Origin of the sequence: Streptomyces corynorhini, assembly GCF_003346515.1 — a bacterium.
In the GTDB taxonomy this organism is placed as follows: Bacteria; Actinomycetota; Actinomycetes; order Streptomycetales; family Streptomycetaceae; genus Streptomyces; species Streptomyces corynorhini.
Genome location: NZ_QQNA01000316.1, coordinates 13,772 through 32,983, shown reverse-complemented (window position 1 = coordinate 32,983; position 19,212 = coordinate 13,772). Strand labels below are relative to the sequence as shown.

Here is a 19,212-nt window from a genome sequence, read left to right as displayed (position 1 = left end):
CGGCGGGGTTCTTCGAGTCGCGGAGGGCGACGCCGCCGGCGGGGAGGGGGGCGAGTTCGAAGCACTGGGTGTCGCCTGCGGTGAAGCTGCTCTTCTGCCAGGAGAGCGTCGCAGGGTCTATCGAGTAGAGATCGGCCTTCTCCATCAGTCAGTCTTCCTTGTTCTTGATACCGGTGATCAGGTCACGGCTCTTGTCAGGGTCGAGCGCCGCCCCGGAGAGATTGTTGAAGATGCGGTGCAGGCGCCGGAGGTCCCTCGGGTCATCCAGCGTCAAGTTACCAGCGACAGATTCACCGAAGGCGATGTCGGGCACGTCACCATCAGCGAACTGGAAGACCTGGAACGCGGCGATCTGTGCACCTTCTTCCCCCTTCTCGTAGGGAATTACCTTCAGTTCGACGGTCTCGCGCTCCGACTGCTCCAAGAGATGCCGAAGCTGCTCCCGATGCCCCGACACTCCACCCACCTGAAACTCCAGGGCCGCCTGAGTCACTACGTAGTGGCATACCAGCGGCCGGTCTGCCTCCAGCAGTCGATGCCGCTGACGCAAGTCACGGACCTCAACGAGTGCGTCGATCTGGTCGGGCCCCAGCGAAGCGAAGCCAGCCCCGATCACGGCACGCGCGTAACGCTCGGTCTGCAACAGCCCCGGAATCATGCCCACTTGATATTCGTGCACGACCGATGCTGCAGCCTCGAAGCCGAGGAAACGCTCGTACTCGGCCGTGATGACCTCGCCGTACCGGGACCACCAGGTCTGACGCCGCTCCCGGGTGGCGGTGTGCAGCTCGGCAAGACCGACGCGCTCAAGTTCCGAAACCTTGTACAGATCCATGAGCTTGGCGAAGTGCTCGTGTGAACAGTTGCGCTTGCCCAGCTCTATGCGGCTGAGCAGGGAGATGTCACAGCCGATCGCTGCAGCGACCTCCGCGAGGGTCAGATGATTGACCTCGTCGCGGAGGCGACGCAGCGCCCGGCCGAGAGTGACGCGAGACATCAACGGCGTACTGCTGGCTCCGGACATGAAGCTCCTCTGCTCACGAGTCGGTCACGAGATTAGCCCGGCCGACCACATCGCGTTACCGAGATTTTATGCGAACTGTCGATCGACTTGTCAATTGGACAGTCCAGTGGCTTGACCGGTCTCAATGACAAGTGCCACATTTACATCGCTACAGAACGCACTCGACTGAACGCCGAGTGTGCCCGCACCCGGTGCGGTCAGATACGGCACCGGGTGACTGATCGACGAGCAGATGCCCGTACTCATCCGGGAGTTCGGACCGCTCGCGAATCGGTAGGAGCTGTCATGGGTGAACCCAACGAAGTGGCCTTCAGGCTGACCCGCCGCCACCGCAGCGTCCCCAGAGCGCGGGCGACGCTGCACGCGGTGCTCGGGGACTGGGCACTGAGCCAGACCACACGGGACGAAGCCGAGTTGGTGCTCTCCGAACTGGTCACCAACGCACTGCGGGTGCGCGTGCCGGGCGACCGGCAGGTCGGCGTACGCATCGTGCGGGTGCCGGAGGAGCCCCTCATCCGCTTGGAGGTGAGCGATGCGGGCGCAGGCAGGCCGGAGATTCAGCACCCCGGCGAGGAGGAGACGGGCGGGCGCGGGCTGATGCTCGTGGAGGCGCTGTCCCACCGTTGGGGCGTGAAGGAGCGCGCGTGCGGCATCGGAAAGACCGTATGGGCGGAGCTGAAGGCCCAGGCCGTCGTACCGGAACCCACGCCACCGGCCGAGGTTCCGGCCGCGATGGTTCTGCCGGGACACTCCGTACGCGTTTGGGGCAGGTGGCTCACGGCGCTCGGCGTACGCGGCGACCTGGACGCGGACGGTGTGCTCCATGTCGTGATCGACCTGAACGATGGCCCTGCCCTCCGGGTCCACTCGCGCGAACCCCTGATCGTGCGGAAGGCCGGCGCACCCGTCCTACCCAGGGCCACGGAAACCGCGCCGGGGTGACCGGGCGCCGACGGGACCGCCCGGTTCCAGCCGTCGTCACGGCCGGAACCGGGCGGGGCGGCACCCCCGGGCTTACACTTAGTCCTGCACTTAGTCCATTCGTCGAAACGCGTCGTGAGGCAGTCATGGAAGCAGCCCGCCAGTACAACGTGCATGAAGCAAAGACGCACTTCTCCAAGATCCTGGAGCAGGTCGCGACCGGCGAGGAAGTCGTGATCAGCAAGGCGGGAGAGCCGGTCGCCAAGGTTGTACCGCTCCGCCCGAAGGTGAAACGAACCGGTCGAGGCTCGCTCCGGGGACAGATCCACCTCTCTGACGACTTCGACGATCTGCCCGATGACCTTGCCAACGCCTTCGGGATGCGCTGATGCGACTACTGCTGGACACCCATGTGGTCCTCTGGTGGCTGGATGACTCCCCCGAGCTGTCCGGCGAGATCAAGGACCTGCTCGACACAGAGCCCGCTGTGTACGTCAGCGCCATTTCGGCGTGGGAAATCGCCATCAAGCAGTCCCTTGGCAAGCTCGACGGACCGGAGGATCTGGCCGAGCGAGTCCGCGACAGCCAGTTCACCGGGCTGCCCGTCACCGCTGGGCATGGGGTACGAGCAAGTCGGCTGCCCGCCCATCACCGGGATCCCTTCGATCGGATACTGATCGCCCAGGCTCAGATCGAAGGAATGTCCCTGGTGACGCGGGACAAGTGGATCCCCGAGTACGACGTGCCCATCGTTCACGCGTGAACTACGGCCAGGTCCGTTCGATCCGGTCCGCACGCACTGCGTATGCTGCCGGGCCGCCGCGAGCAATCGCGCGGTGGACGGCCTCGCGGCAGAGGTGAAGTCGCTCGGACCTTCTCTGCGCTTCGGAGTTGCTGAGTGTTCAGATAGAACAAGACGGCGGAGCGTTCGCGGACCGGTTCGATCTCACGATCCCGGGTCTTGATGCGTGCGCTCTTGGACACGGTGCTCGTCCCTGATCAAGGCCGTGAGCAATCCAGTCCTCGTCGGGTATGTCCTGCGCGTCAGAAGGAAAGATCTCACCGATCGGGTGGACGATCCAGTCCCGCTCTCTGAGCATCTCCACCACCCGGTGACCAAGATTTCGGTCAAGGAAGAACCCAGACCGCCCTACGCCGCCATGGCCTGGCAGAGCGCTTCGACCTCATCAGGGGCCATGTCGTACTCGTATGCGATGTCCTCGAAGCTCTCACCGGCATTCCAGAGGTCCGTCACCGCCTGAACCGGTACCCGGTTGGCAGCCACGACGGGCAGTCCGCGTCCAAAACGCGGGTCGATGGCCACGGGCACCATGCTCGGATACTGAGGAAGACGAAGGCTGGAGGGGAAATCATCGTCCGCGTCCCAGGAGAGGTACCGGAGGTAGTCGGCAACCACCTCGTGGATGGGTGCCTGGCCGTCACGTGCCCGGCGCAGATCGCCCAAGCCATGGTCGATGAAGATGTCGATGCCGTCGGTAGCGATCCGCTTCGACACGAGTCCATACGGGGTGTCGAAGGTCTTCCGGACCGCTTCCGCCGCCTCACGGATCTCATGGAGTCGCAGACCGAGGCTGCGCAACGAGTGCAGTACGTATGCCTCTGCGACCCCGACGAATGGCACGGACGGCTGCCGGGGGCGCCTTTCCGTGACGCTGTGCACGAGAGGGGCACCTGCCGCGTGCCCCTCCAGCCACCGGGAGAGGGTGGAGGACGGGATGCGCAGATACTCCGATGTCTCGGCCTGCGTCAGCAGTCCAGTCGTAAACCGGTCGGTCATGAACTCCGCCCCCTCTCATTACCCTGTGCCCGTTGGCAACGGCTGTCGGACAACAGCATGTTCAACATGCCACCGAGGCCGCACGGATGACGAGTCCGTGTCCGGCCTCGGGGACAATCACCCCCGACCGATTCACCCTTGTGAGGGACGCCGACCGCGCCGGGCGGCCGGGGCCGGGCGCCAAGAACGGAGGTCGTCGTCGGTGAGACCGTGCTCGCCCTGCATGGTCGCGCGATAACCGGCGAAGAAGGCGGCGGGGGAACCGCTGTAGGTGGGGTCGTACTCGTCGTGCCACTGCGTGAGCCAGGGCTGAAGCTCCAGCAGACCGGCAAGGAGGGGGGTCATCTCCTCGGAGGACAGCTCGCCGTGGTTGGTGAAGTACGTGGCGAGTGCCTGGGCCTGCTCCCGGTGATCCCAGCCGGCCCAGCCGAAGAGGTTGGGCGCACCGGAGATCGCCCCGGTCGCATACGAGATGAACCGCTCCTTCGGCACATCCAGCTTCCCCCGGGCCTTCCAGTAGGACGGCTTCAGGAAGTCGGCGGACGTGTACTTCGGCGGTACGGGAATCGCGTCCCGGATCTTCCGCTTGGCCGGTTCATCGGGAGCGGCGTCCTCCTGGCGCTGAAGATCCCAGACGTGCTCCCAGTCCGCGCGCTTCTTCAGCGCGGCGGGCTTGTAGCGCAGGGCGGCGAGGAACGGTACGTGCTCGTCGGCGAGGAGGTCCGCGACGACGGTCGCCAACTCCTGGCGGGGCGCGTACAACTCGGCGACAGAGACGAAGTCCTCGTCGAGGGAGAGCGTGGAGGTGAGCTGGGCGCGGGTGAGGAGGGTGGGCTGCCCGTCCTGGAACCAGTGGTCACGGTTCTCGATCCGGTCCAGCAACCACGACTTGAGCGCGCGCTCCTGGAGGACATCCCAACCCTCGGTAGCCCAGCGCCGCTTGTACTCCGGCCGCTCCACCATGCCGATGGCCCGGGACGACTCGATGACGTCGATGCGCTTCTGGACGACGGCCTTGTAGGCGTCGGACCAGTGGTCGGGGAGGGTGGTGATGGGCGTGGAGTGATGCCGCTTGAACCACTCCCCGGACGCCTCGCCCTTTTCGACGCGACGGGCGAGCACGATCTCGAACGCGCGCTCCCCGAGGGCGAGTTCGGGTACGTCGACCTCGGGGGCGCGGAGGTCTTCGGTGTGCAGCTTGTAGAGGGAGTAGACCTGCCAGTCCAGCTCTTCTTGCAGGGCGATCATCTTGGCGCGGGTGGATTCCCACTCAGCGTGAGCCTCTCGGACGGAGAGGCCCGTGGGGATTTTGGACGCCGACACAGCAGAAGCAGCGGTCACAGCGAGTACCCGTGCTAGATCATCGAGGGCGGCAGCCAGGGTTACCGGATAAGCCTCCGGGAGAGGGAGACTCCTCATTGGGTTCGAGCTGAACTGATATCGCTCTGACCACGGCTGTGCGCTAACACGAGCGCCATCACCGCCAATGGGATCTCCTCCATTTCCGTAGTTCACCTGCTTCATCCAGAAACATATGGTTGACGAATTCAAGAGACCCAGCAGGTTGAAATATTCTTCCGCACTAGAGGAATTTTTCAACTTGATCACGGGGGCAGAGTGCTTGAATACCTTACCACCCTTATCAAGCACAAAGTGATTGTGCGTAGCCACGAACGCGAAGGTAATCGTCCATTCGTGTGCACCTGGACTCGGTGTCGTCTGGTGCCACTCATACCATGTTCGACCATCCGAGAAATACGTCCCCTTGGAGAAGGTCGCACGACTCCCCATCACGGTCCTGCCAGGCCAAAGCCACCTGTATGCGTTAGAATTTGACGGAAGCTCACGAAGTCGAAGGTCTTCGAAATAGGGAAAGAAGGCATACGTTTCCCCGTAGTGTTCCCAGTCTCGTAGCTCATCTCCGAGAACAAGATCCTTACCAAAATCCGGTTCGCCACCTCGCCGCAACCAAGCAGCCCGAGTCATCAACATGATGTCGTCAGCGTTAGTCATGCCGAAAACCCCAAGGCGACTGGTAAAAGAAGAGAGGCGCGACTTACTCGCCATGTTCAGCTGGTCAACCATCTCCAGTCCGCCATCAGAAAGAATCCACGGCTGCTTACCAAAATACTGATGCCGCCCTAGATCTCCCACAGACACCCATTTACTGACGGACCCCGGGTCATCAATCTGCTGAACGATAGCCCTCCACACCAATCCATCCTCAGCACGCTCAGGGGCAGAGGGCTCGCCTTGGACGCTACGCACCGTCCGGATCAGCTCTGCCCGGCCACTTCCCAATTTGCGCCGCCCCACGAGAATTACAGTTGGCGTTCCGTGACCCGGAATATAGACCCCAGATGTATCAATTACCTCCGTCAACTCCACTTTGTGCGCAAAGTACTCATCAATCAGCTTGATTCCAAACTCTCGCTTCATGAATGAGTTCGAAGTGATTTGCCCCACCATGCCATAACCGGCCCCGCCCGATCCCCCCACCTTCGCAAGCTGAAAGAACCTTTCAGCGAAGGGAACAGACAGCGCATACTTACCCGCACAAGACGCGTAAAGCTCCCGATAAAGCGCGTTCAGCTTCTTGTCCTTGACCGTGATGTAGGGCGGGTTCCCCACCACCACGTCATACCGCCCCTGCTCCAGAATCCCCGGAAACTCGTGCACGTCCTCCGTCGCGTAAGCGAACTCCGCCAGCGGGTCCCCCGAGTCCTCCCCCACCAGCGTCAGTTCCAGTTGCCGCGCCTTGATGAGCGAGTCGCCCACCGCCAGGCTGATCGGCCAGTCATAACGCCCCGCCTCCGCCAGCGTCCGTACCCGCGCCGCCGCCATCGCCGCCACCAGCAACCGGAACCGCGCGATCGCCACCGCGAACGGGTTGATGTCCACCCCGTGCACCGACTCCAGCGCCGCCTTCACCCGCTCGTGCGCGCCCACGTCCGGCCGCCGCTCGCCCCACAGCCGTACCAGCCGCCGGAACGTGCCCAGCACGAAGTGGCCCGAGCCGCACGTCGGGTCGATCATCTTCAGTTCGCCGAACCGGCCGCCCAGCTCCCGTACCACCGGGTCCATCGTCCGGTCGAGGATGAACTCCTCCACGAACTCCGGTGTCTGGAGCAGCGCATACGTCTTCCTCGCCGCCTCCGACAGGTCCTGGTACAGGTCGCCGAGGAACCGGGTGTCCCAGCCCTCCGTACCGTCCGCGTTCAGCGGGTCGGTGAAGTCGTGGACCAGCAGGTCACCGCCAACGCCACCACCTTCGCCACCACCTCCGGCCCCAGACACGCCCTCGGCGCGCTCGCGCCAGAACTCCACCAGCGCCCGCGCGCCGTCGTGCGACAGCGGGATCTGGTAGAGCGGGTTCCGCTCCTGGTCGAAGAGGAGCTTGCCCGCCTGGCCCGCCCCCAGCTCCGCGAACGCCCGCTCCAGCCAGCCCCGGTACGTCGGGTCCGCGTCCTCGTCCACGTACTGCGCGTACCGCGCCTCCGCCAGGTCGCGGCGCTCAGCCTCGCCGCCCGTGAGGTACGGCTCCGGGATCAGCCGGTTGTCCTCGCAGAACCGTACGAAGACCGTCCCCAGCACCCAGGCCACCGCGACCTGTGTCACTCGCTCGTCCAGCCACGCGCTCCACGTCGCCGCCGTACGGCCGAGCTTGAACGCCTCGTCGTACTCCGCCCGCAGCTTCCCCGCGACCGACTCCCCCGCCCGGATCTGCTCCACCCGGTCCGCCGACAGGCCGCCCGACACCCCGTCCAGCAGGCGCGTCTCCAGCCACTCATCCCACTTCGGGGGCTCCGGGAGCGCCTCCGCCGGATTCCCCGAAGCCTTCGCGGCCTTCCGTGCCGCGTCGGCCGCCTTCCGCGCCTTCTCGTACTCGGTGCGCAGCGGTTTGAGTAGGGCCTCGCCGTCCCGTACCTGCTTGCCGAGGTCCACCTCGACCGCCTTGACCTGCTTGATCAGGTCCTTCAGCAGTGCCGTGCGGTCGATCACTGTGTCACGTCTCCCGTTGTCCGTAATCCGTAATCTGCAATCAGTGGGCGTACGATGACCGGCTTCACAGCCGTCACACGCCATCACGTGCCCTACTGAACCGCTGTTCCCAGCGGCCCCGAGGCCCCGCCCGGACCCGCCGCCTCCGCCCGGTGGCTGTTACCGACCCACGAGTCCGGCAGCGGGACCCACTCGCCCAGCCCCGCCTGGTACGGCACCGCCGTCGCCCCCAGCCTCGGCGGCCTCGCCGGGTCGCTCTGCGGGCAGAGCAGCCACAGCCCCCGGCCGCCGTCGCGCGACAGCCCGGCCAGCCGTTCCAGGAGGCCCATCGCGTCGTACCGGCCGAAGACACCCGCGTCCATCAGCAGCACCGGCCGCGTACCCGCGCCCGCAGCCTCACCAGAGGCCCCCGCGCCGGGCACCCCCGTCACCAGCGCGTTCAGCCTCGGCTCCACCGCACCCCAAGCCGTCCGCGCGTACTCCGCGAAGCGCATCGCCGACTTCGTCCCCGGCGCCGCCGCGTCCGCGCGCAGGATGGTCTCCCAGGTGGGCTTGGGCTTGGCGTCGACCAGTTCGTGGAGCGCCTGGAGGAAGAGGTCGGTCACCGATACCGCCTCGGCGACGAAACGGTCACCCTGCAGCTCACCGGCCGCGTCGCGGGCCAGGGCCGTCCGTACCGTCAGGACCCGGAACCCGTCCCGCTTGGCCGAGGCCGTCAGCCGTTCCTCCGCCGCGACCGCGCCGGCGAGCTGGGGATCGTCGGAGTAACGGTGGGCGGCGATGGTGCCGGTGGCGCGGCGGCCGGAGCCGGAGGAGAGGGAGGACAGATAGGTGTAGTAGGTGGACTGTCCGTCCGTCTGGCGCGGGAGGTAGCGGAGGGTCCGGGTGTCCTCGCGGGTGGACAGCTCCAGGTCGAAGCCCGCGTCCCGCAGCGCCCGCGTCAGCCGGGCGCCCGTGGGCAGGGCGTGGGCGCCGCGTTCGTCGAGGAGTTCGGGGAAGCGGGCCCGTACGCGCTCGTGGACGTGTTCGCCGGTCAGGCCGGGCTGCCGTGCCTCGGCCACCCCGGGGATGAGGGGGACGAGCCCGGCCTGGGTGAGGCGCAGGGCCCGTACGAGTGACAGGGTGCGCGGGTAGATCTCCAGCCTGGGGGTGGCGGCGGCGTGGCGGGAGGCGGCGGCTGCCACCTCGACCATGCGGCGGTCGTCCCACTCGACGCTCTCGCTGGGCGGGGTGATGGCACCCAGCTCGCCGAGTACGGTCGCGGCGGTGGGCAGGGTGTCGAGCTTCGCCAGCCGGTCGGCGACCCGGCCCAGCTTCTGGGCGTAGTTGAGCAGACCGGGGCCGGAGGGGGTCTCGGGTGCGTCGTCGGGGCCGACCTCCAGGGCGAGCAGGCCCGCGCCCATGCTCTCGTCGGCGGCGTCGCGGTTCGCCATGTGCTGGAACTCGGCTTCGTCCGGTACGAGTTGCTCGACCTCGACCACGGCCCGTACCGCCGCCAGGGCCAGTGCCCGTCGCTGTTCGCGTTCCAGGAGCTGGGTGCCGTGCCGTACGGCGAGGGCGTCGGCGATCTCGGCCGCCGAGGCGATCCGGCCCAGGTCGCCCAGGAGTTCCAGGATCTCGGCGCGCAGGGCGCGGACCGCCGGGTGCTTCTTCCAGCGGGCGCGCTGGGGCTTGAGCATCTGGGGGATACGGCCGGCGGAGAGGTTCAGTTCGTCGGCGACGTCCTTCTGCTTGGGCCAGACGCCGATACCCGGCAGCGTGCCCGCCGCGTTGGGCAGGCGCAGCAGGAGGCGGACCATCTCGCACTCGTTGCGGTTCGCGCCGTCCTTCTTCAGCTCCGGGACGAAGACCGTGGCGAGGGTGTCGAGGCTGAGGCGGCGCAGTGCGCGCTCGGGCAGGTTTCCCGGGTCGCCGTGGGTGCCGACGGCGTCCACCACCGCGGCTTCCACGGCCGACAGCTCTTCCTTCGCCGCTTTGCGGCCCTCGGGGGTGAGGGGGGTGGCGGGCTGTTCGGCGAAGCGCTGTCGCCACTCCTTGATCCGGCCGAGGACCTCCTTGCGGGTCTTCGCGCCGAGGCCGGGGGCGTTGACGAGCTGATGGCGGCTGTAGTCGAGGAGTTCACCGACCGTGTTGACGTCGCGCAGCCCGTAGACGAACGACTCGGCGGCCGGGCTGAGCCCGGAGGAGGAGAGGGGGGTGGTGCGGTCGGCGGCGGCGGCGAGCCGGGCGCGCTGCTGGTCGGCGCTCTCCTCCTCGGCGGCGAGGATGGGGGCGTCCTGCTGAGCTGCCGCACCGGCGCCCGGGGACGGGGTGGCCGTCGCGGGGGCCGTGTGCCGGGAGCGGCGGGAGGACGGCTTGGCCTCGTCCATGGCCAGGAAGATCTTCTTCCAGGCGTCGCGCATCGGCTTGAGGTCGGTGAAGCGCTGGGCAGCGTCGCGGTGCAGGGCCTTCTGGAAGAAGGCGACGAGACCGTCCCGTACGGCGGGGTCGAAGCCGTCGGCGGCGATCTTCGGGTACGGCTCCTTCTCCGAGTCGGTCTGGCGCGGGGAGACCCTGCCCTGTCCCCAGACCGGGAGTTCGCGGGAGGCCATCTCGTGCAGGGTGGCGGCCAGGGCGTAGCGCTCGGCGTGTGCGTCGTACACCGAGCGTTCGGTGAGGGTGCCGATGAACGGGTCGAGGTAGCCGTCGGTGCCGGCTCCGGTCTCCCGTACCGGGTAGGCGGCGAGCGAGAAGTCGATGAGGACCAGTTCGCGGGTGCGGTTGGGGCGGATACGGATGGCGATGTTGTCGGGCTTGATGTCGCGGTGCCAGACGCCTTCGCCTTCCAGGAAGTCCACCGCGCCGAACAAGTAGTCGCCGTACGCCTCCAGTTGGTCGACGGAGAGGCGGCCCAGCTCGCGGAGCTGGCGGGCGACGGTCTCCTCGCGGCGGCGGCTCTTCCTCTCACCGGGTGCGGAGGGCTCGGCGTCGGCCTCACGTTCGTCGCCGACGTACTCCATGATCAGGACGGTGCGTCCGCCGATCCGCTGCGGTTCGGGCTCGATGAGCCGGATGATCCGCGAGTCGGGGCGCAGCCGTCCCATGACCTCGGCCTCGCGGGCGAGGACGTCGCCGCGGCTGTCGGTCAGCGCGACCTTCAGTACGGCGAGGGACTTGGCGAAGCGCACGTCGGGCCCGGCGCCAAGGTCCCGTACGAGGAAGGCGCGGCTGGTCGAGCCCGTACCGAGGCGGCGCCTGACTTCCCAGCGGCCTGCCAGCACATCGCCCGCGACCGCTTCGAGAGGGTCCTTCTCGGGTTCGGCCGGGCGCGGGGCGGCCGCGGCGGCGGACGACGGCTCGGTGAGCGTGTCCTCGACGACTTCCAGCATTTCCAGGAAGTCGTCCACGGAGGAGAGCCGGTCGTTGACGCTGTAGGCGGTGGCCGCCTGTACCAGCTCGTCGATGTAGGGCGACAGGCCGTCGACGACGGCGCTGGGGCGCAAGCCCTCGCCCGCGTCGTAGCGCGCCAGCAGCTCGGCCTGGCTGGCGGCGGGGGCCTTGCCGGTGGCCAGGAGATAGGTGAGCACGCCGAGGCCGTAGACGTCCAGGGCTACGGGGTCGGCCTTCAGGGCGGTGAGTTCCGGGGCGAGGTAGGGGTCCGTGCCTTCCGCGAGGTGCGCGCCCGCGCGCGAGAGGGTGGTCGGCGCGAACCGTTCGGCGCCGGTCCGGTCGCCGCCACTCTGCTCGGAGCCGCGCTGGACCGCGACCTGCCAGTCGGAGATCTGGAGGTGCGGGGTGTACCAGCCCGTCTCCTCGCTGTCCTGACCGTTGCCCGAGCCGCCGGCCGGACCGTCACCAGGACCCTTCCCCGGTCCCTTCCCCGGCCCCTTCCCCGGTCCCCCGCTCGGTCCCGTCACCCGGCCGCGCGGCATGACGTGGATGGCTCGGGCGGCGAGGGTGCGGTGGTAGATCCGGCGGCCGTGGGCCGACCGCAGGGTCTCGGCGAGCTGGCGTACGAGCGCCATCCGGCTGAGGATGTCCAGTCTCTGACCGTACTGGGCCACATACTCGTCGAGGCGCAGGGTCCGCGGATCGAAGTCGAAGATCAGCGCGGGTCCCGCCGAGTGCCCGGACGGGTCGTACTGCTTCAGCTGTACGACGCCCGGGTGCCGGAAGCGCCGCAGTACCGCCGCCTCACGCCGCGCCGCCCGCTCCACCGAGGCCCGCAGCTCGGCGTCCGAGCCTCGTTCCCGGAGATAGACGCGGACGCGGGCGGCCTCGGGCAGCTCACTGTGGCGGGCGAGGTAGTCGGCCCAGGTCGGCCCCGAGTCGAACGACTTGCGGTGCAGCTGGTACGGGCCGACCTTGAACTCGGCGTCGCTGCGCACGATACCGACGCGCTCCAGGGCAGTCCTGATACGCCGCGACCGCGGTCCGTCGATCCGGCGGCGCTCGTCGCGCGGCGGCTCGCCCAGCATGGCGGCCAGCTGGTGGACGGTGTAGAGGCCGTGCTGGTCGTGGGCGGGCAGCCGGTTCTTCAGCGAGGAGTCGGTGAAGCAGACCGCCTCCGACACCCACACTTTCTCGCCGTTGCGCGCCAGCAGCCCGGCCAGCTCCTTCGCCTTCTTGTTCGCCAGGTGAAGGGGGTTGCCGTGCGAGATCTGCCGCCCGCTGGGCTGGGCCTGCAGCCAGGTGCCGTTCCGCGACTCGACCGAGCCGTGCCAGTCCTTCAGCTCGATCAGATACACCCCGCCGGGGGCGACGACCAGCAGGTCGACCTCGCGGACGTGCCCCGTGTTCGCCGTGAAGGTGAAGTTCGACCAGGCACGCCATGGATCGTTGTCCGGGAGTTTCTCCCGGACGGCCTCCAGGCCCCGCCGCTCATGCTGGAACTCGGATTCGGTGACCGTCGTCCACCGGCCGTCCCGCATGCGCCATCCCCGCTTCACATCTGTGGCAATTTGTCACGATTTGCGACTGCTGGGCAGCCAAATCCCCACCTCAGATCGTAACGGGTCGGGCATCCGTCAGCGCTCCCATAACGGCTGTCCCCCTCCCCCCGCTCCACGACCACCCCTCCGCCGCCGGCACTCCGGGAAGGCCGGGGATGCTTTCGAGCTCCCGCGCACCGGCCACTGAAGCTCTTTATCGATCCCCCTTACGACAATCCGCTCTTATGATTACCTGCGTGAAGCGTGAGTCTTTCGTTATGGTGCATGTCGGTCAGCGTCCGGAGTCCCAGCTCAACCTGGAGTACGGGCTCGAGACCTGTTCCTGGGGCTTTCCGAAATCGAAACCCGAGTACAGGTCGGCTCGTCCACGTTTCGCCGTGCTGGCCACCGGAGCGGGCCCGCGGGTGCCCCTCGGTGAGTGGCTCACGCGGCGGATCGATCTGTGGCTGTGCGAAGTCCGCACGGACTTCTACGAAGGGCGCGCGCCCCACTGGCCCGACGAGGAAGCCGAGAACACCGTCAAGTACCCGGTCCGCTTCGGGATCGAGCCGCTGGCCGTGGTTCGCGACGTATCGCTTGACGAGCACGGTCCTTGGGGGCTGGCCGGCAGCGACGCCATCCGCCGTTCCGGGACCGAGCGGGGCATCGGCAAGCTCTGCGAGCTGGACCCACAGCCGCTGCTCGACGCCGCGGGCATCCAGGCCGACTGGGCGCAGCGGCAGAACGTTCCCCTGAACCGCGCGCCGCGGTTCACGACGGAACAGGTCGAGGCGCCCAAGCGCCCGGGGCGCGGCGCCGGGTTCATCTCCGATCCCAAAAAGCGGAAGGCCATCGAACTCCACGCGGAGAACATGGCCGTCGCTCACTACGAACGACAGGGATGGACCGTCGAACGCCTGGGTAAACCCTACGACTTGCACTGCACGCGCGCGCGGGAGGAGCGGCGCGTCGAGGTCAAGGGAACGACGGGCGCGGCCACGAGCGTGGAATTGACGATCAACGAGGTCGAGCACGCGCGTAACCCGCGGCACACCGTGGATCTGTACGTGGTCAGCGACATCGTCGCCGACGCGCGCAGTTCCGACTACGCCATGAGCGGAGGAAGGGTGTCGCACTTCGAGGACTGGTACCCGGAAGAGGAAGATCTGCGTCCCCGACGGTTCGAGTACCGCCTGCCGTTCGCCGACTGACCCGCCCCGTCCCGACCCCTCTTCTGCCGATGCGCCTTCGCCCCGTCGCGGGCCGTAATCGTACGGAGTTCTTCTGTGGCCCTCTTGCGTATGTCAGCCCGTGCCCTGGAACGCGCCGACCCCGGTTCGCTGGCCGAGTCCTTGGCCGAACGGTCCCTTGCGGAACTCCTCCGTTCGGCGGCGGGCGCCGAGGTCCGGGCATGGCGCAACAGCCTTCCCGCTCTTGCCCGGGTGCTGTGCGACGCGGGCCTGGAAGAGGTGGAAGTGCTGCTCGAGTACAGGATGCCGTTGAGTAGCCTGCGCGCGGACGCCATTCTGGTCGGCACGCACCCGAACACCGGCAGACCCTCCTATGTCGTGGTCGAGCTCAAGCAGTGGAGCGAAGCCCGGATGGTCCCCGAAACGACGGATCTCTGCTGGCTACCGCGAGACGGCTTCCAAGCCCACCTCCACCCGGTCGCCCAGGTGCGCCGGTACTGCGAATACCTGCGGGACTTCACTGCCTTGCTGGGTGACCCGGGCCACCACGTCACGGGGGTTGCCTACCTCCACAACGCCCAGGACCGGGACGTGACCGAACTGCTCGCAACGGGCGATGCGCGAGCACACCTTTTCACCGACAGCTCACGTGGCCAACTCATTCGGCACCTGCAGAACCAGATTTCGCCCCTCGACGGGGCTCTCGATGCGGACGCGCTGTTGGAGAGCCCCGTCGTCCCGGGTCAGCAGCTCATGCGAGTGGCCGCCGAGGAGATCATCGACGGTGGCAAGTTCCACCTCATGGACGAGCAACAGGTCGCGGTTTCCCTGGTCAAGCGTGCCGTCGCCATCTCGCGGCAGTCGGACCGCAAGGAAGTCATCGTAGTGACCGGAGGGCCCGGATCGGGCAAGAGCCTGATCGCCCTGCATCTGATGGGCCATCTCGGCAGAAACAGCCGCAGCGTCGTCCATGCGACAGGCTCCAAGTCGTTCACCACCACGCTGCGGCACGTCGTCGAGCGGAAGAACAAGCGCGTCGCCAAGCTCTTTCGCTACTTCCTCGACTTCGGCAGCGCGGAGAAGAACGCACTCGACGTCATCGTCTGCGACGAGGCACATCGGATCCGCCACCGTCCGGACAAATCCAACTCTCCGGACGCTACCCGGAACAGGCGAAGCCAGGTCGCCGAACTCATCGATGCCGCCAGGGTCCCGGTCTTCCTCCTCGACGAGCACCAAGTCGTACGGCCTGACGAGATGGGCAGCGTGAGAGAGATCGATGCTGCGGCCAAGGCGCGCGGATGTGACGTGCGCCATGTCGACCTCAACGAACAGTTCCGCTGTGGCGGCAGCCGCGCCTACGAGAGGTGGCTCCTTCGGCTGCTGGACCTGGAACCCGGCGGACCGACGTGCTGGACACCTGAGCCCAACTTCGAGTTGCTGCTCGCCGATACCCCCCAGCAGCTGGAAACCTATCTCCGCGCACGGCAGGAGTCCGGCTCCACGGCCCGCATGACCGCAGGCTTCTGTTGGCCCTGGAGCGCCCCGCGCCAGGACGGCACCCTGGTCGACGACATCGTCATTGGGGGCTGGCGCCGGCCCTGGAACGTCAAAGGCGAGCGCGAAGTGCCCGGTGGGCCGCGGTCCTCCCTCTGGGCCACCGAGGCGGGCGGCATCGGTCAGGTCGGCTGCATCTACACGGCCCAGGGATTCGAATATGCCTGGAACGGCACCATCCTCGGCCCCGACCTGGTCTGGCGCGGCAACGGATGGCATGCCGTCAAGGACGAGTGCAAGGACAGCAGCTTGAAGGCGGCGTCCCCTCAAGATTTTTCGCGCCTTCTGCGCAACCGGTACAAAGTGCTCTTGACGCGCGGCCTGACCGGAACCGTACTGTTCTCCACCGATCCCGAAACGCAAGCCAAACTGCGCACGCTCATCCCGGGCAGGGTTGCTCCGTAGCAACGGCAGGACGGCGGCGCCATGCCGAAGAGCGTGGCCGAGGAGCAGGACCTGAAGGCGTGCGGACACTGCAAGCGACTCGACGGACGGCACTGACGTCACGGAAGAAGCGGTCGGCCCTGCGGAGGCAGGTCCGACCTCACCGAAGTCGCCGATCCGCTCCGGTTCGTCGCGGCCGGTACCGGCCACTCGCTCGCTCGCTGAACGATCGGATCACGCGGGCACCCCTCGCGGCTTCGGCTCCGAGGCTGTGCCATTCCATGAGCGTCGGGGTCGGGGCCCGTCACGCGGCCTGGCGACCGTCTGCCGCCAACAGCATCCGCCTGGGCATACGCCAAGACCCCGTCCTCAGCGAAACCGCTGATGGCGGGGTCTTCAGGCACCTTTCACAAGGTGCCCCCGGCAGGATTCGAACCTGCGCACCCGGCTCCGGAGGCCGATGCTCTATCCCCTGAGCTACGGGGGCGTTCCGCCGTCTTGCCTGGCGACGAGAGAAACCTTACCAGCTTCGACGGGGTGGCCGTGAACAGGTATTTCGGCTCAGGCGGAGGCGCGCTTGGCGCGCGTGGTGGTGGCCTTCTTCGTGGCGGTCTTCTTGGTGGCTGTCTTCGCGGTGCTCCTGCCCGCGGCCTTGCCGGTCGAGGCGCGCTTCGCGGGCGCCGCCTTCTTCGCGGCGGTCTTCTTCGCCGCCGTCTTCCTGGCCGGCTTGCGCTCGCGGTCCGTGAGCGGGGTGACCTCGGCCTCGGTGGCGGGGCCGTCCTCGCCGCGGGACTTCTGGGCCGCGCGGACGCTGTTCTCCAGGGCTGCCATCAGGTCGATGACCTTGCCGCCGCCGGTCTCCGCCGGTGCGCGCGGTGGGGCCGGTTCACCCTCGGCCTTGGCGGCGATCATCTCCTCGACGGCTTCGCGGTAGTCGTCGTGCAGGGAGTCGAGGTCGACCGTGCCCAGGGTGTCCATCAGGGCGTCGGCCAGGTCGAGTTCGGCGTCGCGCACCGTGACGCCCGTCTCCGGTGCGACGCCCTCGGGGGCGCGGATCTCGTCCGGCCAGAGCAGGCCGTGCATGACGATGACATCGTCGACCACCCGGAGCATGCCGAGCCGCTCGCGCCCGCGCAGGGCGAACTTGGCGATCGCGACCTTCTTGCCGCGCTTCAGCGCCTCCCGCAGCAGGGTGTACGGCTTGGCGGCGGGCACGCCGCTCGCGGAGAGGTAGTACGCCGTGTCCATCTGGAGGGGGTCGATCTCGCTCGCGGGGACGAACGCGACGATCTCGATCGTCTTCGCCGTGGGCAGCGGCAGCGCGGCGAGGTCCTCGTCGGTGATCGGGATCATCACGCCGCCCGCGTCCTCGTACGCCTTGCCGATGTCCGGCGCCGTCACCTCCTCGCCGTCCAGTTCGCAGACCTTGCGGTAGCGGATCCGGCCGCCGTCGTCCTTGTGGATCTGGCGGAAGGAGATCGAGTGGTTCTCGGTGGCGTTGACCAGCTTGATCGGGATGCTGACCAGCCCGAAGGAGATCGCGCCGTTCCATATGGATCGCACAGTTCATCCCGCCTTCTTCCGGTATCGGTGCGATTCTCATCGTATGACGCCTATCACGGAGGTGGAGGGGCGGAGCCTGGCGCTCAGCAACCTGGACAAGGTCCTGTACGCCGCCACCGGCACCACCAAGGGCGAGGTCCTGCACTATTACGCCCGTACGGCCGCCCCTCTGCTGGCCCATCTCGCCGACCGGCCCGTCTCCTTCCTGCGCTATCCCGACGGCCCCGACGGCCAGCGCTTCTTCACCAAGAACCCGCCGCCGGGCACCCCCGACTGGGTACGGATCGCCGACGTGCCCAGAAAGTCGGCCGACACCGGCCGGCAGGTGGTCGTGGCGGATCTGGCGTCGCTGATGTGGGCGGCCAACCTGGTCGTGGAGTTCCATACGCACCAGTGGCGGGCCGAGGCGCCCGGCCACGCCGACCGGCTGGTCTTCGACCTGGACCCCGGGGCGCCCGCCGGCGCCGTCGAGTGCTGCGCGGTGGCGCGCTGGCTGCGCGGGCGGCTGGGCGCGGACGGGCTGGACGCGTACGTGAAGACCTCAGGCGCCAAGGGGCTGCACGTCCTCGTACCGCTGCTCCCCGCGCCCGCAGCCGAGGTCTCCGCGTACGCCCGCGAGCTGGCCGTCGAGGCCGAGGCCGCGCTGCCGGAGCTGGTGGTGCACCGGATGGCGCGGGCGCTGCGGCCGGGGAAGGTCTTCGTCGACCACAGCCAGAACGCGGCGGCGAAGACGACGGCCGCCCCCTACACCGTGCGTGCCCAGCGGGAGCCGACCGTGTCGACGCCCGTGACCTGGGACGAGATCGAGCGCTGCGACGCTCCCGGACAGCTGGTCTTCCGGCTGGACGACCTCGCGGGACGGCTGGAGCGGTACGGGGACCTCCTCGCCCCGCTCACCGAGCGGGACCGGGCGGGCCGCCTGCCCCGGCCGTCGCCGGGGGCCGGCTGAGCCAGGTGCGGCGGTCGCGGGCGGTGGCGTACAGCGCCTCGATGTCCGCCGGTTTCAGTACGCCGCCCAGCGACGCCAGCGCCGGGATCCCCGTGTCGCGCAGCACCCGGACGTCCGCCACGTCGCCTCCGGGGCCGCCGTCCAGCGTCCGGGGCTCGGCCACGGCCAGTACGGGGCGCACGGCGGTCGCCAGCGCGAGCGCGGCGCACTCGGCGGCGTGCCACGCCCAGCGCAGTTGCGGCAGGGGCGCGGCGCGGCCCACCCGCAGCAGCGGGCCCGCGATCCGGACGCGCCGGTCGCGGGCGGCGACGGTACGTACCGCCAGCACGCCCGCAGGACCGATCGCCAGATGGTCGACGTGCGAGGGCGCGGCGCCGGGCAGCGGGATCGCGTGCAGGACGCGCCAGCCGGCGCCGTCCAGCCGGTCGAGCCGCTCGCCCACGTCGCGCTGCGCGGCCAGCTCCGCGCGCACGGCGGCCTCGCGCAGCCGCCGTCGCCACCGCTCCCCCGGCCCGCCGCCCGGGTCCGGCGCCGCGTCCAGCGCGCCGTGGAGCGCCTCGCCCGGCCGGTTGGGGGCCAGGTCGTCGTCCGGGTGGAGGGAGAGCCGGTCGAGGTCGGCGGGCGTCGGCACGGGCGGCGGCCCGACGGACACCTGGCCGGTCAGGTACGGCGCCAGCGCGGCCAGCACCTCGTCGCGCCCGGCCCCGGGGAACAGGCTGATCCGGCCGGCGTCCCTGTCGTACCAGGCGACGGTCGTCCCGTCCCGCCGGGTGACGAGCAACCGGCCGGGACCGCCCCGGCCGCCCGGCGTGACGCGTAATCGGGTCATGGCGTCTCACCCCCATGACCATGGGAACAGCCTCCGGGGCGCCGGGCAAGACAGCGTGGGCGCGGCCCCGGGCGACGGGAGGGCA

14 protein-coding genes and 1 tRNA gene are annotated in these 19,212 nt (G+C 68.4%); 6 read left to right on the top strand and 9 right to left on the bottom strand.

Annotated elements, in window-relative coordinates:
* Positions 1–145: DUF397 domain-containing protein (locus tag DVH02_RS30620; protein ID WP_147286166.1), on the bottom strand; the 145-nt coding region annotated here is incomplete at its 3' end.
* Positions 146–148: 3 nt separating this feature from the next.
* Complete coding sequence (locus tag DVH02_RS30615) at positions 149–1,024, bottom strand: helix-turn-helix domain-containing protein (protein WP_114627105.1); 876 nt, start codon at positions 1,022–1,024, stop codon at positions 149–151.
* 285 nt (positions 1,025–1,309) lie between these two features.
* Between DVH02_RS30615 and DVH02_RS30610 the strand changes: the two genes are divergently transcribed.
* The 3 genes from DVH02_RS30610 (at position 1,310) to DVH02_RS30600 (ending at position 2,708) form a co-directional block, all read left to right on the top strand.
* The gene (locus DVH02_RS30610; RefSeq protein ID WP_114627104.1) at positions 1,310–1,966 is read left to right on the top strand and encodes an ATP-binding protein; all 657 of its coding nucleotides are present in this window, start codon (positions 1,310–1,312) and stop codon (positions 1,964–1,966) included.
* A 125-nt stretch (positions 1,967–2,091) separates the two neighbouring features.
* A complete protein-coding gene (locus DVH02_RS30605) occupies positions 2,092–2,334 on the top strand; it encodes a type II toxin-antitoxin system Phd/YefM family antitoxin (protein ID WP_114627103.1) in 243 nt (80 codons plus the stop codon).
* Positions 2,334–2,708, top strand: a complete 375-nt coding sequence (locus DVH02_RS30600; RefSeq protein ID WP_114627102.1) for a type II toxin-antitoxin system VapC family toxin — start codon at positions 2,334–2,336, stop codon at positions 2,706–2,708. The genes DVH02_RS30605 and DVH02_RS30600 overlap by 1 nt, the downstream gene beginning before the upstream one ends.
* Before the next feature lie 139 nt (positions 2,709–2,847).
* Here the strand turns inward: DVH02_RS30600 and DVH02_RS36555 are convergent, their stop codons facing one another.
* The 4 genes from DVH02_RS36555 to pglW form a co-directional block, all read right to left on the bottom strand.
* The gene (locus DVH02_RS36555; RefSeq protein WP_267899089.1) at positions 2,848–3,117 is read right to left on the bottom strand and encodes a PIN-like domain-containing protein; all 270 of its coding nucleotides are present in this window, start codon (positions 3,115–3,117) and stop codon (positions 2,848–2,850) included.
* Positions 3,096–3,743, bottom strand: coding sequence for a DUF433 domain-containing protein (locus DVH02_RS30590; RefSeq protein WP_114627101.1), 648 nt, complete (start codon positions 3,741–3,743; stop codon positions 3,096–3,098). Before DVH02_RS30590 ends, DVH02_RS36555 begins: the two co-directional genes overlap by 22 nt.
* A 132-nt stretch (positions 3,744–3,875) precedes the next feature.
* Positions 3,876–7,745, bottom strand: coding sequence for a BREX-2 system adenine-specific DNA-methyltransferase PglX (pglX, locus tag DVH02_RS30585; protein WP_407697699.1), 3,870 nt, complete (start codon positions 7,743–7,745; stop codon positions 3,876–3,878).
* Positions 7,746–7,837: 92 nt separating this feature from the next.
* The gene (gene pglW / locus DVH02_RS30580; protein ID WP_114627099.1) at positions 7,838–12,655 is read right to left on the bottom strand and encodes a BREX system serine/threonine kinase PglW; all 4,818 of its coding nucleotides are present in this window, start codon (positions 12,653–12,655) and stop codon (positions 7,838–7,840) included.
* Between the two features lie 257 nt (positions 12,656–12,912).
* Here pglW and DVH02_RS30575 point away from each other — a divergent pair, with 257 nt between their 5' ends.
* Positions 12,913–13,866 carry a protein NO VEIN domain-containing protein gene (locus tag DVH02_RS30575; protein WP_233518558.1) on the top strand — a complete coding sequence of 318 codons (954 nt, stop codon included), beginning with the start codon at positions 12,913–12,915 and terminating at the stop codon, positions 13,864–13,866.
* 75 nt (positions 13,867–13,941) lie between these two features.
* On the top strand, positions 13,942–15,807 hold the full coding sequence (locus DVH02_RS30570) for a DUF2075 domain-containing protein (protein WP_233518557.1): 1,866 nt from the start codon (positions 13,942–13,944) through the stop codon (positions 15,805–15,807).
* A gap of 394 nt (positions 15,808–16,201) precedes the next feature.
* On the opposite strand, the gene DVH02_RS30565 is transcribed toward DVH02_RS30570, so the two are convergent.
* Together DVH02_RS30565 and ku are read right to left on the bottom strand one after the other, a co-directional pair.
* Positions 16,202–16,273 (bottom strand) — tRNA-Arg (locus tag DVH02_RS30565).
* A gap of 74 nt (positions 16,274–16,347) precedes the next feature.
* Entirely contained in the window at positions 16,348–17,349 is a 1,002-nt protein-coding gene (gene ku / locus DVH02_RS30560) for a non-homologous end joining protein Ku (protein ID WP_114627097.1), read from the bottom strand.
* Positions 17,350–17,392: 43 nt separating this feature from the next.
* On the opposite strand from ku, the gene ligD reads away from it, so the two are divergent.
* Positions 17,393–18,298, top strand: coding sequence for a non-homologous end-joining DNA ligase (ligD, locus tag DVH02_RS30555; RefSeq protein WP_114627096.1), 906 nt, complete (start codon positions 17,393–17,395; stop codon positions 18,296–18,298).
* On the opposite strand, the gene DVH02_RS30550 is transcribed toward ligD, so the two are convergent.
* On the bottom strand, positions 18,243–19,127 hold the full coding sequence (locus DVH02_RS30550; protein ID WP_114627095.1) for a nuclease-related domain-containing protein: 885 nt from the start codon (positions 19,125–19,127) through the stop codon (positions 18,243–18,245). The two genes, ligD and DVH02_RS30550, sit on opposite strands and share 56 nt — an antisense overlap.
* Between the last annotated feature and the right edge of the window lie 85 nt (positions 19,128–19,212).

Coding starts and splice junctions, on each gene's coding strand:
- pglW (WP_114627099.1), bottom strand. CDS start 12,655: ATGCGGGACGGCCGGTGGACGACGGTCACCGAATCCGAGTTCCAGCAT.
- DVH02_RS30605 (WP_114627103.1), top strand. CDS start 2,092: ATGGAAGCAGCCCGCCAGTACAACGTGCATGAAGCAAAGACGCACTTC.
- DVH02_RS30615 (WP_114627105.1), bottom strand. CDS start 1,024: ATGTCCGGAGCCAGCAGTACGCCGTTGATGTCTCGCGTCACTCTCGGC.
- ligD (WP_114627096.1), top strand. CDS start 17,393: ATGACGCCTATCACGGAGGTGGAGGGGCGGAGCCTGGCGCTCAGCAAC.
- DVH02_RS30550 (WP_114627095.1), bottom strand. CDS start 19,127: ATGACCCGATTACGCGTCACGCCGGGCGGCCGGGGCGGTCCCGGCCGG.
- DVH02_RS30590 (WP_114627101.1), bottom strand. CDS start 3,743: ATGACCGACCGGTTTACGACTGGACTGCTGACGCAGGCCGAGACATCG.
- DVH02_RS30600 (WP_114627102.1), top strand. CDS start 2,334: ATGCGACTACTGCTGGACACCCATGTGGTCCTCTGGTGGCTGGATGAC.
- DVH02_RS30610 (WP_114627104.1), top strand. CDS start 1,310: ATGGGTGAACCCAACGAAGTGGCCTTCAGGCTGACCCGCCGCCACCGC.